The sequence below is a fragment of the Comamonas sp. Tr-654 genome (assembly GCF_011752915.1).
In the GTDB taxonomy this organism is placed as follows: Bacteria; Pseudomonadota; Gammaproteobacteria; order Burkholderiales; family Burkholderiaceae_C; genus Comamonas.
In genome coordinates, this window is record NZ_VWWQ01000005.1 from 358,231 (window position 1) to 373,380 (window position 15,150).

Sequence of the window (15,150 nt, forward strand, 5' to 3'; positions counted from 1 at the left end):
GCCATGGAATTGATACGCAGCCTAGCCCTAGCGCAACTAACAAAAGCGATGAACTGCTCCTGTCCGAGCACAATACCGAGGTCCGGGGAGAGCGGAGAAAAGGTTAACTGCTTCGCAGTTTATATCGATATTGACAAAAAACCTTACCTGCTTGTTGAGCGAATCGATGGAGAGACTCTTGATTGCCTAGAGTGGAATGGCGAGCGATTTGCAGATAAAAAAACAATCAACTTTAGCGAAGTACTCGACAACTCTCTATCGGTTACACACTTCTACGGACTGTCCGAGGTTAACTATAGAGGATTTAAAGATTTTGTTATTGGGCGATTGCTACGCGCCCCATACGCAATTCTCTTTTTCAAAAAAGTAGCGGGGGCTTTGGAACAGTATCTATTCAATAAGAAAAAGCTAGTCACAAAACAAAGAATAGAACTCTTAAATTTAATGGTTAGACTTCACCTAGAAGGCAAAAACGTTCCATCTCCCATCGGTCTCATGTCTCATCTGTACTCATTGAAATGGGTGCTTCACCCAGACAGAGCGGCGCAGATTAAAAAGATACAACTCACCCTAGATTCATTTGTTGATTCAGGTGAAATCTCATCAATCCAGAATGGAGAATATAGAGTCAATGGGAAAGCGCTTCATACAATTGAGCTATTCGAGGAGCAAGAGCGAAAACATAGAGAGAGCGTGATAATTCAACGATTAACCATCTTTCTCAGTATCGCTATTGTTATTCTTACAGCAGTTCAAGCAGAAATATTAAAGATACCAACCATCTGGGATCTAACCAAATAGTCAAAAGCGCACTATTAATCTAAAGGTTACAGCGTTGACAGAGGTTCGAACGCATAAGCCTAATTTAGACATAACGCCTCCCAGTACTCAGACAGTCTGGTCAACCACTCCCGCCGCTCTTTGTCATAGCTGTGTCGGTTGTAGACGCCCACAATCCCGCTGGGCAAGTGCCCGAGCACCGCCTCAGCCACGCCATCCGGGCATCCCAACATCGCCAGAGTCGTGCGAACCGTGCGTCGCAGGTCATGTGGCGCCCAGGGATCAATATCCAGCTTCATCTTTCCGTTGGCACCCAGCCGACCGTTGGTTCCCGGCCGACTGCACCACGCTGCGACACCTAGCACCTTCTGCTCGACATAAGGCAGCATCGAACCCGGCTGCGATGGGAAGAGATGGCCAGCTCCATAAGCTGCAATGCGCCGGCGCACCAACACCAGGGCACGCCCAACCAAAGGCACGCGCAAATCAGTTGCCAAGTCATTGCGCGCCATCTTGAGCTTGCCACGTGGAATGGTCCACCACCAGCCATCCGCCTCCTGAGTGACCTCCTGCCCCATCATTTGCACCAGCTCCGAACCACGGCAGCCTGTCCAAAGGTACAGGGTAAAGAGATCATCCAGCAGGCTGGACAAGTTAGGCAAGAAGCGAATCAGAGCCACAACCTCCGGACCTTGAAGTGCACGTAGCTTCACACCCTGGTGCTCACCATCTACGATCTTTCCGCGACTGCGAAGCTTGCCCTTGAGAATCAGTCGCCACCAGTTAGGGGTCTCTTCAGAGATTCGGCCGGCGTCGAGCGCATAGTCCCAGGCTGCGCCCAACTCCGTCCGCAGATTGTTGGCCAGGACGGGAGCATGCGCGCCAACCTTCTCCAAAAGCGCGAACGCATGTGTGCGCTTCACATCCTCTGGCTTCATGGGCAACAGAAAATCTGCGTAACCCAACATGAGGCGCCGCGTTTCCTTCTGCCCTTTGAGCTTGCGGTGGCGCTCCACATGGCCCTGCAGGTAATCCTCAATCAAACGCTCGACGGTATAGATAGCCTGCGCCTCTTTGAGATGGGCCTTGGCCTTTGTAACCGCACTGGCCTTCTTCTTTTCCTTGGCCAGGTCTTCGCCGGCATCACGCCTAGAGCGCAACTCATCCCACATACCTAGCGCCGCAGCGTAGGTCATGGCGGGCCACTGCCCCATCGACACCTGGCGCATCCGAGCATCAATGGGGCTTTTATATCTGTATGTCCAAGTCTTACGAGTGGCAGTAGCCACAAGTCGCAGGCCCGGAGCATCATCGACAATAATGTGCTCCCCAGCCGCCAGAGCCTTGGCCTTCTTCGCATCGAACCCCATGCCGCAGTTCCTGATCGGCGTAGGTTTCCCGAGAGGACCCCAACCAGCTCAGCGTAGATTCATAAAGATCAACGCCAAAAACCTACGCCAAAGCGCGAAGTTTAGACGGGTTTTGGCATGACGCTGACACACTGTAAATAAAAACAGCCAAACAAACTAAGTGATTGATTTAAATAATAGTTATGAGTGAATCCTGGATAAATCAAACACTTAGCGCCACGCCATTGGAGTTGCATACCCCAATGTTCCAGCAATATCTCCCAATCAAAGCGCAGTATCCCGACACCCTCGTTTTCTATCGCATGGGCGATTTCTACGAGCTGTTCTTTGGCGATGCCGAGAAGGTCACGCGCCTGCTGGACATCACGCTGACCTCGCGCGGCCAGACAGCCGGCCAACCCATTCCCATGGCGGGCGTGCCTTTCCATGCACTCGAAAACTATCTGGGCCGCCTGATCAAGATGGGCGAGTCGGTGGCGATCTGTGAGCAGGTTGGAGAGATTGGCGCAGGCAAGGGCCCGGTCGAGCGCAAGGTGGTGCGTGTGGTTACGCCCGGCACGCTGACCGATAGCGAACTGCTGTCCGACAAGAGCGAAGCCATCCTCGTCGCCGTGCACACCGCCGGTCGCCAGCGCGTGGGCCTGGCCTGGATGGCCGTGACCCAGGGCCGCATCCATATGGCCGAATGCGCGGCCGATGAACTGGGTGCCTGGCTGTCGCGCATTGCGCCCAGCGAGGTAATCTACAGCGCAGGCGTCACCGAGCGCTTCGAGCAGGCATTGTTTGCCGTCAAGCACAGCAGCGCCATCAGCTGCCCTCTGTCTCCTCGACCCGACTGGCAGTTCGACTCTGGTCTGGGCGAGCGCAAGCTGCTGGAGCTGCTGGGCGCGGCCAGCCTCAAGGCCTGGGAGGCCGAAGGCCTGCCGCTGGCCCATGGCGCCAGTGCCGCCCTGCTGTCCTATGCAGAACATACCCAGGGCCGCAACCTGACCCACATCCACGCCATCCAGGTGCAACGCGACGACGAGCTGATTGCGCTGCCGCTGGCCACGCGCCGCAATCTGGAACTGGTCAAGACGCTGCGCGGCGAAGATTCGCCCACGCTGTTCTCGCTGCTGGACAGCTGCATGACCGGCATGGGCAGCCGTCTGCTCAAGACCTGGCTGCTGGAGCCCGAGCGCAATCGCAAGTCCGCCATGCAGCGCCTGGAAGCCATAGGCGTGCTGCGCGGCACGGGAGCAGGCATGGCACCCTGGCAAGCCCTGCGTGCCGAGCTCAAGGGCGTAAGCGATGTGGAGCGCATTACCGCCCGCATCGCCCTGCGCCAGGTGCGCCCGCGCGAGCTGGTAGGCCTGTCCAAAACGCTGGAAAAGGCGAAGCTGCTGGCGCAGTCCGGACAAGCCCCATCCGCCTATCTGACGCAGATCTTCAGCGACCTGATTCCACCCGAAGGCTGTGCCGAGCTGCTGGCCCGCGCAATCCTCGAAGAGCCGGCGGCTCTGGTGCGCGACGGCGGCGTGATTGCCACGGGCTTTGATGCCGAACTCGATGAGCTGCGCGCCATCCAGAACAACTGCGACGAGTTTCTGCTGGAGCTGGAGGCCAAGGAAAAGCTGCTCACCGGCATTCCCAACCTGCGCGTGCAGTTCAACAAGGTGCATGGCTTCTATATCGAGGTCACCAACAGCTACAAGGACGCAGTACCCGAGCGTTTTCGCCGCCGCCAGACGCTCAAGAACGCCGAGCGCTATATCACGCCCGAACTCAAGGCTTTCGAGGACAAGGCCTTGTCGGCCCAGGAGCGAGCGCTGCAGCGCGAGAAGTTCCTGTTCGAGCAGCTGCTCGACCAGCTTCAGCCCCATGTCCCCCAGCTCACGCGCGTGGCCCACTCGATTGCCGCACTGGACGTTCTGTGCACGCTGGCCGAGCGCTCTCTGACGCTGAACTGGGCCGAGCCGCAGTTCGTCAGCCAGCCCTGCATAGAGATCGAGGCCGGCCGCCACCCCGTGGTGGAAGCACGCATGGCCGAGACCTCCAGCGGCAGCTTCATTGCCAACCACACGCGCATGAACCTCAACACGCGCATGCAGATCATTACCGGCCCGAACATGGGCGGTAAATCGACCTATATGCGCCAGGTGGCCTTGATCGTGCTGCTGGCCAGCATGGGCAGTTATGTGCCGGCTGGCGCTTGCCGCCTGGGGCCCATCGATGCCATCCATACGCGTATCGGCGCAGCCGACGATCTGGCCAATGCCCAGTCCACTTTCATGATGGAGATGACCGAGGCCGCGCAGATTCTGCATTCGGCCACGCCCCACTCCCTGGTGCTGATGGACGAGATCGGCCGCGGCACCAGCACCTTCGACGGACTGGCCCTGGCAAGCGGCATTGCCAGCCAGCTGCACGACAAGACCAAGGCGTTCACGCTGTTTGCCACGCACTACTTCGAGCTGACCGAGCTACCCACCAAGGCCAAGGCCGCCGTCAACGTGCATGTCAGCGCCGCAGAGTCGGGCAGCGACATCGTGTTTCTGCACGAGATCCAGGCCGGCCCTGCCAGCCGCAGCTACGGTATCCAGGTGGCCAAGCTGGCCGGCATGCCTGCAGGCGTTCTCAACCATGCTCGCCATGCGCTGGAAGCCCTCGAATCCCAGGCCGGCGAGAACGATCTGCAGGTCAATCTGTTCGATGCACCGGAGCTGGTGGACGCCAGCGCCACGCCCAGCCCGCTGGACCAGGCCATGGCCGCCCTCAACCCCGATGCACTGAGCCCGCGCGAAGCGCTGGAGGTGCTCTACCAGCTCAAGAAACTGAGCACCAGCGCCGCCTAAGAACAGGTTCTAAGCCCCGCGGACTCAAGCCCGGGCCCGATCTCTTCGGGCCCGGCTTGCGTTCATGCCTCCAGCAGTTGCTGTTGCCGCTCCTGCACGGACGGGCGGCCCTGGGACCTGTCACCCAGCTTGAAGGCTGACACCTCGCCCATCAGACGTGCGGCCTGCTCGCGCAGGCTGACCGCCGCAGCGGCCGACTGCTCGACCAGGGCGGAATTCTGCTGCGTGGCATCGTCCAGCCCGGCCACGGACTGGTTGATCTCGGCAATGCCGCGCCCCTGGGTCTGCGAAGCGCCGCTGATCTCCTCGATGATCCGCGTCACCCTGGCCACGGCGTCCAGCAGCTCCTGCATGGTGGCGCCTGCATGCTCCACCTGCTGCGATCCGCTGCCCACCTGGGCCACGGAGTCGGTGATGAGCTGGCGCACTTCCTTGGCGGCTTCGGCCGAGCGCTGAGCCAGGCTGCGCACCTCGGCCGCAACCACGGCGAAGCCCCGGCCCTGCTCGCCGGCGCGCGCTGCCTCCACCGCCGCATTCAGCGCCAGGATATTGGTCTGGAAGGCAATCGAGTCGATCACACCGATGATGTCGGCAATCTTGCGCGACGCGTGGTTGATGCCTTCCATGGTCACCACCACCTGTTGAAAGGCCGCACCGCCACGCTCGGCCACGCCGCGCGCCGACTGTGCCAGTTCACCCGCGCTGCGCGTGGCCTCGGTATTGGCCTGCACGCTATCCGTCAGCACCGACAGCGATGCCGCCGTCTGCTGCAGGGCACTGGCCGCCTGCTCGGTGCGTTGGCTTAAGTCCTGGTTGCCCTGGGCCACCTCGGAACTGGCCACGGAAATCGAATCGGCGGCCTGGCGCACGGCCCCCACCATGCGCTCCAGCGATGAGACAAAGCGGTTGAAGGCCGAGGCCAGCGCCCCCACCTCGTCATTGCTCTCCACCGGCATGCGACGGCTCAGATCGCCATGGCCATCGGCAATCTCCTCCAGCATGCGCGCCGCGCGTCCCACGGGTGCCGCAATCGCCCGACTCACCAGCCAGATCACCAGCAGGCCTATGCCGCCGCCCACCAGACCGGCCACGGCCGAGGTCAGCGCAATGGTGCGGCGCACGCCGCCCAGCACCTGCGCCTCGGGGAGCTCGGCAATCACGTACAGGTCCAGCTCGGGCACGTAGGAGGAGGCAATCAGTTGACGGCCCGAGGGTGCCTCGTACATGGCATGGGCAAAGCGCTCGCGGTTCAGCAACGCAGCGCTGAGCCCTGCACTGAAACCGGGCCGGTCCTTGAGCCAGTGCTTGCCGTCCACCAGCGCCGGATCGCGGTGCACAAGAATGCTGCCGTTGCCGCGCACCAGGGAGACCGAGCCGGACTCGCCCACCTGGTAGGCGCGCACGGCCTGCGCCAGCCCATCCACCGACAAGCCCAGGCCCGCAATGCCCTGCCTGCCCTGGCCCGCATCGAAGCGGACATTGATGAACAGCATATAGGCGTTGGAGCTAACGTCCTTGTCGATCTCCAGCACCTGCGACTTGTCGCCGGCCAGCAGCTCGTAGAACCACTGGTCGCCCTGGCCCTTGGGCGCCAGCCTGCGCGTCACGCCCTGTTCGCCAAAGTACTGGCCCGTGGTGCCCGACACCCAGAACACCGACGAGGCCCCGGCCTGCTGCTTGACCGCCTGGGCGTATCTGGCCCAAGCGGCATTGCCGTCCTCGGGCTCGCCCGCAGCTTCCCAATCCAGCACATAGCTGTTGCCGGCCAGGGATCTGGCCATGGCCAGCGGCGTGCCTATCTGGCGCAGGATGTCGTTGCGGATCTCCCCCACCACGGCCGGCAGCTCCTGCCCCACCACACGCTCGCGCAGGCTGGCGCCTGTCAGCACAAAGCCCAGCGTCGTGGAAATCGCCACGAACAGCAGCAGGCAGGCCAGCATGCTGGACATGAGCTTGGTCCGTATCGACAGGTTGCGAAATGCGTGCATGGGAGGCCCTCTTCTAACCAGCTGTAAGCAAGTGTTCTATCAAGGGGCGGCATCTTCTCACGCATACAGGCTCTGCATCTCAGGGACTTCCTCATCCCGGCCCTGCAGCCGTGCCTGGGCAGGGCATTGGCAACAGTTACAGGGCCGCCACCGGCGTTATTAAAACCCTTCTAAAATCACGTGGCAGCCTGCGTTTTCAGCTATCTATTTTGAAGCACAAAGCGCTTGCTGTGCCTGACATTCATACGTTTTTCATTATTGTCTCTATCACCCATGACATACTGCGTCGCCCTCAAGCTCAACGCCGGCCTGGTGTTTCTGTCCGACTCCCGCACCAATGCAGGACTCGACCAGATCAGCACCTTCCGCAAGGTCATGCTGTACGAGCAACCGGGCGAGCGCTTCATGGTGCTGCAATCGGCCGGCAATCTGTCCATCACCCAGTCGGTGCGCGAGCTGCTGGAGAGCTTTCAGCTGCACGACACGACCACGGACGAGATGCTGACGATCTGGAATGTGCGCAGCATGTTCGATGCCGCACGCGTGCTGGGCGCTGCCGTGCGCCATGTGCATGAGCGCGAGGCCACGGCCCTGCAGCGCGCCGGGGTGGACTTCAATGTCTCCATGATTTTCGGCGGCCAGATCCAGGGCGAGCGCATGCGCCTGTTCCAGGTCTATTCGGCGGGCAACTTCATCGAGGCTACGGGCGAGACGCCCTACTTCCAGATCGGCGAATCCAAGTACGGCAAGCCCGTGCTGGATCGCGTCATCACCTCCGAGACCCCGCTGGACGAAGCCGCCAAATGCGCGCTGGTGTCTATGGACAGCACGCTCAAGTCCAACCTCTCGGTGGGCCTGCCGCTGGATCTGATCGTCTACGAGAACAACCGCTTCGCCACGGACCGCATTGTCTGCCTGGACGCCGACAATCCCTATCTGCGCATGCTGCACGACAGCTGGGGCGAGCGCCTGCGCCATGTCTTCGACAGCATCGACGACCCGGCCTGGGATGGCGGCCAGACCGATACGCCGATTCGCATCCACAGCCCGCGTGCGCACCCGCTGGTCAAGGTCGGAGCACCGGCCGCCTCGCGCTCGGCCCATGGCCTGGGTGCGGGCAACTGCCCGCCCGCCGCACTGCGCCAGCCCGTAGTGCCGGCTCAGGCGGGCCTGAGCATGGCCGATGAATACCAGCGCCTGCAGAGCGCCGAAGAACAGGCGCGCGTGCAAAGACAGGCGGCGCTGTCCAGGCGCTAAACTGATCGACGCATCCAACGCCCCTTCGGGGCGTTTTTACTGTCCAGTCCGACTCGCGCCATGTCCCAGCCCACTGCCACCGCCAGCACGACGAACACCCTGCCCGTGGTCTTCGCGCATGCCAACAGCTTCCCCATAGGCACCTATCGCCTGCTGTTTTCGCTGCTGCGCCAGCGCGGCATCGACGCCGGCGGCGTGCAGCGCTTCGGCCACGACCCGCAGCGCCCCGTCACCAACCACTGGCCGCATCTGGTGGACGAGCTGATCGAATACATCGAGCAGCAGGTCGATCAGCACGGCCGGCCGGTCTATCTGGTGGGCCACTCGCTGGGCGGCATTCTGAGTTTTCAGGCGGCCTCCAAACGCCCCGATCTGGCACGCGGCGTGCTGCTCATCGACTCGCCCCTGCTGGGCGGCTGGAAGGCGAACGCCGTGGGCCTGGCCAAGCAGACGCAGATCGTGGCCTCGGTCTCTCCCGGCAAGATCAGCCAGCGCCGGCGCACCACCTGGGCCAGCAACGAGGAGGCCCTGGAGTATTTCCGCAGCAAGAAGGCGTTTGCCCAGTGGCACCCCCAGGTGCTGCAGGACTATGTGCAGCACGGCCTGGAGGACGACCAGGGCAAGCGCAGCCTGCTGTTCAAGCGCGAGGTGGAAACGGCCATCTACAACACGCTGCCCAGCAATCTCAACAACCAGCTCAGGCGTCACCCCGTGCGCTGCCCGGTGGCTTTCATCGGCGGTCGCTCGTCGGTGGAGATGCGCCAGGTGGGCATGGAGATGACGCAGCGCATCACGCGCGGGCGCATCACCATGCTGGACGGCGGCCATCTGTTCCCCATGGAGCGGCCCGAGGCCACGGCTGCCGCCATCGAGGCTTCGCTACTCAATATGGAGCAGACCATTCTGCAGAAATCCACTGGCAGTACTCACAAATAAGTAGCTTCTTGCGCTTTTCATATAACGATTTCAGCATTAAAACCATCTGAAACTCAATAAAAACAAGCGCTGGAAGCTATGAAAAAAGCCGCTTGCAATCACGCAAGCGGCTTTTTTTGTGAACAGCGCCAAGGCACTCAATGGTGCCAGTCCACGATGCCGGTATAGGCCGTCACCAGCACGATGACGCCGAAAACAATGCGGTACCAGGCGAAGGGCACAAAGCTGTTGGTGGAGATAAAGCGCAGCAGCCAGCGCACGCACAGCCAGGCACTGATGAACGAAAAGATCAGGCCCACGGCAAACAGCGGCACATCCGCCATGGACAGCAGCGCACGCTCCTTGTAGAGGCTGTAGACGCCCGCACCGATCAGCGTGGGCATGGCCAGAAAGAACGAGAAGTCCGTGGCCGCCTTGCGCGACAGGCCCATGAGCATGCCGCCGATGATGGTGGAGCCGCTGCGGCTGGTGCCGGGCACCAGGGCAAAGCACTGCACCAGGCCGACCTTGAGCGCATCGAGAGCCGTCATATCGTCCACAGACTGCACGCGGGTGGCAGCGGCGGGCCGGTTCTCGGCCCAGAGAATCACGAAACCGCCAAGGATGAAGGTGGTCGCCACGATGACGGGCGTGAACAGATGCTCCTGCACGTATTTGCCGAACAGCAGCGCCAGCACCACGGCAGGCAGGAAGCCGATGAAGACGTTGAGCGCGAACTTCTGTGCCTGGCGGCTGCTGGGCAGCTCCACCAGCGTGTCCCGGATCTTCTGCCAATACACCAGCATCACGGCAAAGATGGCCCCGGTCTGGATCGCAATCTCAAACACCTTGGCCTTGCCGCCGACGAAGCCCATCAGCGACCCCGCCAGGATCAGGTGGCCGGTTGAGGAAATCGGCAAGAACTCGGTCAGCCCTTCCACAATGCCCATGATGGCGGCCTTGACCAGCAATAAAGTATCCACGCGAATCGTCCTTTGGATGCAGGGTTGAAGCAAAGGCGCCCATTATCCGCTCGCCATTTTCCCGTTCGCGCTCACAAGACCTTTTCCGGCCGCCGATCGACAGACAATCGCAAACTTTTACAAGACACGGTCGACGCTTCTGGGCAAAGTCACGCGCTTGTGCTGCAATAGCTGCGCGCCGGTTGTCGGCGTTTTTTCAAAAATCACACCATCATGAAAAAATTTGTGGTCCTGGCTATCGTGTCCCTGGCCTGCAGCATGAGCATGGCTGCTGGCGACAAACCCAAAACCGCCCAGCAGCAGCTCATGGGCACCTGCAACACCGAAGCCACCGGCAAGAAGGGCGATGAACGCAAGGAGTTCATGAAGTCCTGCCTGTCCGACGGCAAGAAGCGTCAGCAGGAACGCATGAAGAGCTGCAATGCCGACGCCGCCGGCAAAAAGGGCGACGAGCGCAAGGCCTTCATGAGCGAGTGCCTGAAGAAGGACTGAGCCGCCTGAGCGGCTTTGCCGCTCCCGCGCAGCGCGCAATGCACAAAGCCACCGCAAGGTGGCTTTGTGGTTTCAGGCGGAGGCAGCTGCCAGGGCGGTTCGCCGGGCGCGGCATTTTTTCCACCAGATGACGACGCCGGTGATGGACAGCATGGCCACCATCACGCCGACCACCGATATCAGCACACGCCCGAAGGTGCCCAGGATGCGACCGCTGTGCAGCGGCAGCTGCAGCTGCACGAAGACATCGGCTCCCGTGCCGTGCCAGGGACGATAGCTGCCCAGCACCTCGCCGCTTTCCGAGCTCACATAGACATTGGACAACCCCATGCCCATGGCTCCGGTCTCGTCGTCGGGATCGAAGAAGGACACGTTGTAGAACGGGAAATCCCCGCCATACCAGATGCCTCCGGCCTCGGTCTTGATGCCCAGCTGCACCGCCTCCTTGCGCGCGATCTCGATGGCCGTGGCAAAGCCGATCTTCGGCTCGATAAAGCTGCCGAAAGGCGCAGGCTTGAGCGTCTCATAGGGGCCTGGCGTGGTGGTCGAGACCTTGCTCATCACCGGGTAGAACACCTCGCGGTAGAGGTTGATCGAGAACGAGGTAAAGGCCACGATGACGATCACGCCCCAGATCCACAGCCCGCCGGCTCGGTGCAGATCGAAATTGAGCTTGTAGGCACCGGCGCCCCAGCGTATGCGCCAGGACGGCATCCAGCGCGCCCACCAGGACTTGCCGCCAGCCTTGGCGGGGGCATCACCGGCCGCAGCCACCTTCTTCTTCACCGGCAGGGTCAGCACCAGCGCCCAGAAGCTGTCGGCCAGCCACAGCAGCGCGAGACCCCCCATGAACCAGTAGCCCCAGCGGTTGGTGCCCGCAAACGTGGGACTGAGCAGGCTTTCATGCAGATGGCGCAGCCAGGGCATGAGATTGCGCCAGCTCAGGGCCAGGCTCTTGGAGTCGCGGTGGCCGGTGATGGCACCCGTTACCGGGTCCACGAACACCGTGTTGTAGCCGAGCACATGGGGCTTGCCCGTGGCCTGGTCCACCAGCGGGCGCACCAGAAAGGAAGCCGCCTCTCCCTCGCGCAGGCCCAGGCTCATATAGGATATCTCGACGCGCGCATCGGCCGCCTGCACGGCCTGGGCCAGTTGCAGCGGCGTCTGCAGCGGGCCACGTCCCACCGTGTGCAGCATGTCGGCGTTGAGCCAGTCGTCGATTTCATGATCCCACGAGAGCACGGCCCCCGTGAGACCGGTCATGACCAGGAAAGCCGCGAGAAACAGGCCTACCCAACGATGAACCACGGTCCACAAAGCGCGCATCAGAAGTCCACGCTGGCGGTCAGCGAGAAGGTACGCGGTGCGCCCTGAACCAGATAGCCGTTGGTCGCATAACCGCCGACCGAGGCCCAGTAGTTGCGGTTGGCCACGTTGTCCACGCGTGCATTCAGTGTCACCAGCTTGCCGCCGACGTCCATCAGGTAGCGAGCACCCAGGTCAAAGCGGGTCCAGGCCGGCACGCGCTGGGTGTTGCCTGCATTGGCGTACTGTGCGCCGGTATACATCAGCCGTGCATTCAGTGCCAGGCCGCGCACGCCCGGCACATCCCAGTCGGCGCCGATATTGGCCTGACTGCGGGGCACGCCCACCACGCGCTTGCCATCATTGGCACCACTCGCCGTGGTCACGTATTTGGCGTCCAGCAGGGTCAAGCCGCCGAGCACGCGCAGGCCCTTGACGGGCTCGCCGAACACATTGAACTCCAGACCGCGGTTGCGCTGCTTGCCGAACACGCCGTAGACATTGTTCTCCACATAGGCGCTGGGCATGCTGGTGGTGAAGAAGGAGGCGCTGGCACCGATATTGCCGCCGTCGTATTTCAGGCCTGCCTCCTTCTGACGGGAGACATAGGGAGAGAACACCTGGCCTGCGTTGCTGACGACCTGACCACCGTTGGTCATGGGCGCGCTGCCACCCTTGGCCAGCCCTTCGATGTAGTTGGCATAAGCCGACACCTCGGGGGTCAGCTTGAACACCAGGCCCGCCACCGGCGTCACGCGGCTCTTGTCATAGCTGCCCGAGCTCGCGCCCGTCGTGGCATCGAAGCCGTCGACCTTGATGGTCTGGTAGCGCATACCCACCGTCAGCAGCAGGCGCTCGTCCATGAAGCCCAGGGTATCGGCCAGCGCCAGGCTGCTGGTCTTGATGCGCTCGGTCTCGCGCGGGCTGCCCAGTATGCCGCCCAGTCCGTTATAGGCAGGCGCAGGCAGGGCCACCGGGTTGTAGATGTTGTTGCTCTGGCCGGTTGCATAGTTGTAACCCCAGGCATTGCGTTCGCTGGAATCGAAAGCCGACAGCGAAGCCACCACCGAATGCTTGACCGCGCCGGTTTCAAACTTGCCGCGCACACCCAGCTCGCCGGTCGTGACGCGGTTCTTGCGTGTGTTGTCGAAGCGGTTGACCACAGCATCGCCAGCCGCGCTGGACAGCGTCAGGCCCGACAGAGCGTTGTCCTCGCTGCCCCGGCGCATGCCTACAGCGGCCCAGCCGGTCCATTGGTCGTTGAAGTCGTATTCCCCGCGCACGGTGCCGAACAGGTCGCGGCTGTTGGAGTAGGTCCAGGGCTGGGCGTAGTTGGTCTTGCTGTCGGGAGCAGCCGGAATGGGCAGATTGCCCGAAGGCGTCAGCGAGGGACGCGGCGCCGTCAGCTTGTGCTCCTGCCAGCCCAGATCGGCCGACAGACGTGCACGGCTGCTGCGCCAGTCCAGGCCCAGCGAACCGACAGTGGTGTGGACCTTCTCACCGCTCACGCCGGTGCCGCCGCTGCGACGCGCAAGGTTCAGGCGCACACCGGCTGCATCATCGGGGCCGAAGCGGCGGGCCACATCGGCTGCGGCATAAGCCTGCCCGCCGCTGGCGCCACCCAGGGTGACCCGATTGAGCGGCTCGTTGCCGGCGCGCTTGGGCACCACATTGATCAGGCCGCCCAGACCGCCGCCGCTGACGCTGCCCGCACCCGCGCCGCTGAGAAAGGCATTCGCTCCGCGAAACACTTCCACGCGCTCCACGAACTCCGACGCCATGTATTGGCGCGGCACCAGACCGTACAGACCGTTATAGGCCACATCATCGGAATACAGCACAAAGCCGCGCACAAAGTAGGCCTGCTGGAAATTGCCGAAGCCGCGCGCCGAGCGCACGCCCGCATCGTTGAGCAGCACGTCGCCCACGCTCTTGGCCTGCTGATCCTGAATCAGATCGCTGGTATAGCTGGTGGCGGAAAACGGAGTCTCCATCATGTCCTGGTTTCCCAGCACGCCGACACGCGCGCCGCGCGCCACCTGCCCGCCCGCAAAAGGCTTGGCCAGACCCTGGGCCGAAGCATCGGCGCTGGCCTCCACGGTCACGGTCTGCAGGGCAGCTTCTGATTCAGTGCCGGAAGTCTGGGCAAAAACGGTCTGCTGGCTGCACAGTGCGAGGGCAGCCAGGGAAATTGGTCGGAGCAGGAACATTTTTTAAATTATTGAGAATGATTTTCAGAATCGTTAATTTTAGTAATCAATTCCATCCAGATACCAAACACCCTGAAATCTCAACGGGATCCACGGCAAACAGCCAATCCTGAAACCGTCGCGTGGTATGTGTGCGCGCACAAACCAGGCAGCCACACCCGTCACACCCACGGAGTTGCAGCTGGCTCCCGGCTTCTGTCACTTCGTCGCAAAGCGCTGGTCGTCAGCAGGCCCGGCTTGCACAGTCATATGCAAGCACCAGGAGCCAGCCATGACACTCACACCTCTGATTGCCTTTCACATGGGTTGCGCCATCGCAGCCACCTTGACCGGAGCCATTGCACTCTGGGCCAGGCGCCAGGCCGGCCCGCTGCCCTGGGTGCACAGAATTGCAGGCCGTGGCTTTGTGCTGCTCATGCTGGCCACCGCCATCTCCGCGTTGTTCATACGCGATTTCAAGCTGCCCAACTGGGCAGGCTTCACGCCCATCCATCTGCTGATCCCCGTGACGCTGGGCGGCATGGCGCTGTCCTTGTGGCATCTGGCCCATCAACGTATCGGCCAGCACCGCAGCGTCATGCGCAAGCTGTACTTCGGCAGCTGCGTGGTCGCAGGGCTGTTCACGCTGCTTCCAGGCCGCCTGCTCGGCAATCTGCTGTGGCAAGGACTGGCCTGATCCCCGCATTCATCCCAAGCACTACAAGGAAAAGACATGAACCCGATCTCTGAAGACGCCCTGCACCGCCAGGCACGCCGCCGCGCCAGCATGAAGCTGGGCTGGTATATCCATGCTGCGGTCTATGCCGCAGTGAATCTGGGACTGATGACCCTGGCACTGAGCCAGGGACGACACTGGGCCGTCTACCCGGCGCTGGGCTGGGGTCTGGGCCTGCTGATACATGGCGCCGTGGTCTGGCTGCTGGCGCCTGGCAGTCCGCTCTTTCAGCAGTTGCTGGAGCACGAGCTGAAAACACTGAAACGCAGCGAAAAGCGATAGATGCCAAGCCTCCCATCAC

At 61.9% G+C, this 15,150-nt stretch carries 12 protein-coding genes; 7 read left to right on the forward strand and 5 right to left on the reverse strand.

Annotated elements, in window-relative coordinates:
- Positions 1-3: 3 nt before the first annotated feature.
- On the forward strand, positions 4-801 hold the full coding sequence (locus tag F3J24_RS17395; RefSeq protein WP_167009036.1) for a hypothetical protein: 798 nt from the start codon (positions 4-6) through the stop codon (positions 799-801).
- Positions 802-860: 59 nt separating this feature from the next.
- On the opposite strand, the gene F3J24_RS17400 is transcribed toward F3J24_RS17395, so the two are convergent.
- Positions 861-2,150 carry an integrase arm-type DNA-binding domain-containing protein gene (locus tag F3J24_RS17400; RefSeq protein WP_167009039.1) on the reverse strand — a complete coding sequence of 430 codons (1,290 nt, stop codon included), beginning with the start codon at positions 2,148-2,150 and terminating at the stop codon, positions 861-863.
- Between the two features lie 242 nt (positions 2,151-2,392).
- Here F3J24_RS17400 and mutS point away from each other — a divergent pair, with 242 nt between their 5' ends.
- Positions 2,393-4,984 carry a DNA mismatch repair protein MutS gene (gene mutS, locus F3J24_RS17405; RefSeq protein ID WP_167009042.1) on the forward strand — a complete coding sequence of 864 codons (2,592 nt, stop codon included), beginning with the start codon at positions 2,393-2,395 and terminating at the stop codon, positions 4,982-4,984.
- A 62-nt stretch (positions 4,985-5,046) separates the two neighbouring features.
- Here mutS and F3J24_RS17410 read toward each other — a convergent pair whose 3' ends face one another.
- Positions 5,047-6,972, reverse strand: coding sequence for a methyl-accepting chemotaxis protein (locus F3J24_RS17410; RefSeq protein WP_167009045.1), 1,926 nt, complete (start codon positions 6,970-6,972; stop codon positions 5,047-5,049).
- A gap of 273 nt (positions 6,973-7,245) precedes the next feature.
- On the opposite strand from F3J24_RS17410, the gene F3J24_RS17415 reads away from it, so the two are divergent.
- A complete protein-coding gene (locus F3J24_RS17415; protein ID WP_167009048.1) occupies positions 7,246-8,229 on the forward strand; it encodes a proteasome-type protease in 984 nt (327 codons plus the stop codon).
- A 60-nt stretch (positions 8,230-8,289) separates the two neighbouring features.
- Positions 8,290-9,165 carry an alpha/beta fold hydrolase gene (locus tag F3J24_RS17420; protein WP_167009051.1) on the forward strand — a complete coding sequence of 292 codons (876 nt, stop codon included), beginning with the start codon at positions 8,290-8,292 and terminating at the stop codon, positions 9,163-9,165.
- Between the two features lie 137 nt (positions 9,166-9,302).
- Here the strand turns inward: F3J24_RS17420 and F3J24_RS17425 are convergent, their stop codons facing one another.
- A complete protein-coding gene (locus F3J24_RS17425; RefSeq protein ID WP_043374335.1) occupies positions 9,303-10,127 on the reverse strand; it encodes an undecaprenyl-diphosphate phosphatase in 825 nt (274 codons plus the stop codon).
- Positions 10,128-10,340: 213 nt separating this feature from the next.
- Between F3J24_RS17425 and F3J24_RS17430 the strand changes: the two genes are divergently transcribed.
- Complete coding sequence (locus tag F3J24_RS17430) at positions 10,341-10,619, forward strand: PsiF family protein (protein WP_167009054.1); 279 nt, start codon at positions 10,341-10,343, stop codon at positions 10,617-10,619.
- Positions 10,620-10,691: 72 nt separating this feature from the next.
- On the opposite strand, the gene F3J24_RS17435 is transcribed toward F3J24_RS17430, so the two are convergent.
- Entirely contained in the window at positions 10,692-11,945 is a 1,254-nt protein-coding gene (locus F3J24_RS17435; protein ID WP_167009057.1) for a PepSY domain-containing protein, read from the reverse strand.
- A complete protein-coding gene (locus tag F3J24_RS17440) occupies positions 11,945-14,134 on the reverse strand; it encodes a TonB-dependent siderophore receptor (RefSeq protein ID WP_167009060.1) in 2,190 nt (729 codons plus the stop codon). The genes F3J24_RS17435 and F3J24_RS17440 overlap by 1 nt, the downstream gene beginning before the upstream one ends.
- 271 nt (positions 14,135-14,405) lie before the next feature.
- Between F3J24_RS17440 and F3J24_RS17445 the strand changes: the two genes are divergently transcribed.
- Both F3J24_RS17445 and F3J24_RS17450 read left to right on the forward strand, forming a co-directional pair.
- Positions 14,406-14,810 (forward strand): DUF2306 domain-containing protein, encoded by a 405-nt coding sequence (locus tag F3J24_RS17445; RefSeq protein WP_167009063.1) that lies wholly within the window; start codon positions 14,406-14,408, stop codon positions 14,808-14,810.
- 36 nt (positions 14,811-14,846) lie between these two features.
- Positions 14,847-15,131, forward strand: coding sequence for a 2TM domain-containing protein (locus F3J24_RS17450; RefSeq protein WP_167009065.1), 285 nt, complete (start codon positions 14,847-14,849; stop codon positions 15,129-15,131).
- Positions 15,132-15,150 lie beyond the last annotated feature (19 nt).

Bases quoted from the DNA above. Each gene is read 5' to 3' on its own strand.
- F3J24_RS17445 (WP_167009063.1), top strand. From the start codon at position 14,406: ATGACACTCACACCTCTGATTGCCTTTCACATGGGTTGCGCCATCGCA.
- F3J24_RS17440 (WP_167009060.1), bottom strand. From the start codon at position 14,134: ATGTTCCTGCTCCGACCAATTTCCCTGGCTGCCCTCGCACTGTGCAGC.
- F3J24_RS17410 (WP_167009045.1), bottom strand. From the start codon at position 6,972: ATGCACGCATTTCGCAACCTGTCGATACGGACCAAGCTCATGTCCAGC.
- mutS (WP_167009042.1), top strand. From the start codon at position 2,393: ATGTTCCAGCAATATCTCCCAATCAAAGCGCAGTATCCCGACACCCTC.
- F3J24_RS17395 (WP_167009036.1), top strand. From the start codon at position 4: ATGGAATTGATACGCAGCCTAGCCCTAGCGCAACTAACAAAAGCGATG.
- F3J24_RS17420 (WP_167009051.1), top strand. From the start codon at position 8,290: ATGTCCCAGCCCACTGCCACCGCCAGCACGACGAACACCCTGCCCGTG.
- F3J24_RS17450 (WP_167009065.1), top strand. From the start codon at position 14,847: ATGAACCCGATCTCTGAAGACGCCCTGCACCGCCAGGCACGCCGCCGC.
- F3J24_RS17400 (WP_167009039.1), bottom strand. From the start codon at position 2,150: ATGGGGTTCGATGCGAAGAAGGCCAAGGCTCTGGCGGCTGGGGAGCAC.
- F3J24_RS17435 (WP_167009057.1), bottom strand. From the start codon at position 11,945: ATGCGCGCTTTGTGGACCGTGGTTCATCGTTGGGTAGGCCTGTTTCTC.
- F3J24_RS17430 (WP_167009054.1), top strand. From the start codon at position 10,341: ATGAAAAAATTTGTGGTCCTGGCTATCGTGTCCCTGGCCTGCAGCATG.
- F3J24_RS17415 (WP_167009048.1), top strand. From the start codon at position 7,246: ATGACATACTGCGTCGCCCTCAAGCTCAACGCCGGCCTGGTGTTTCTG.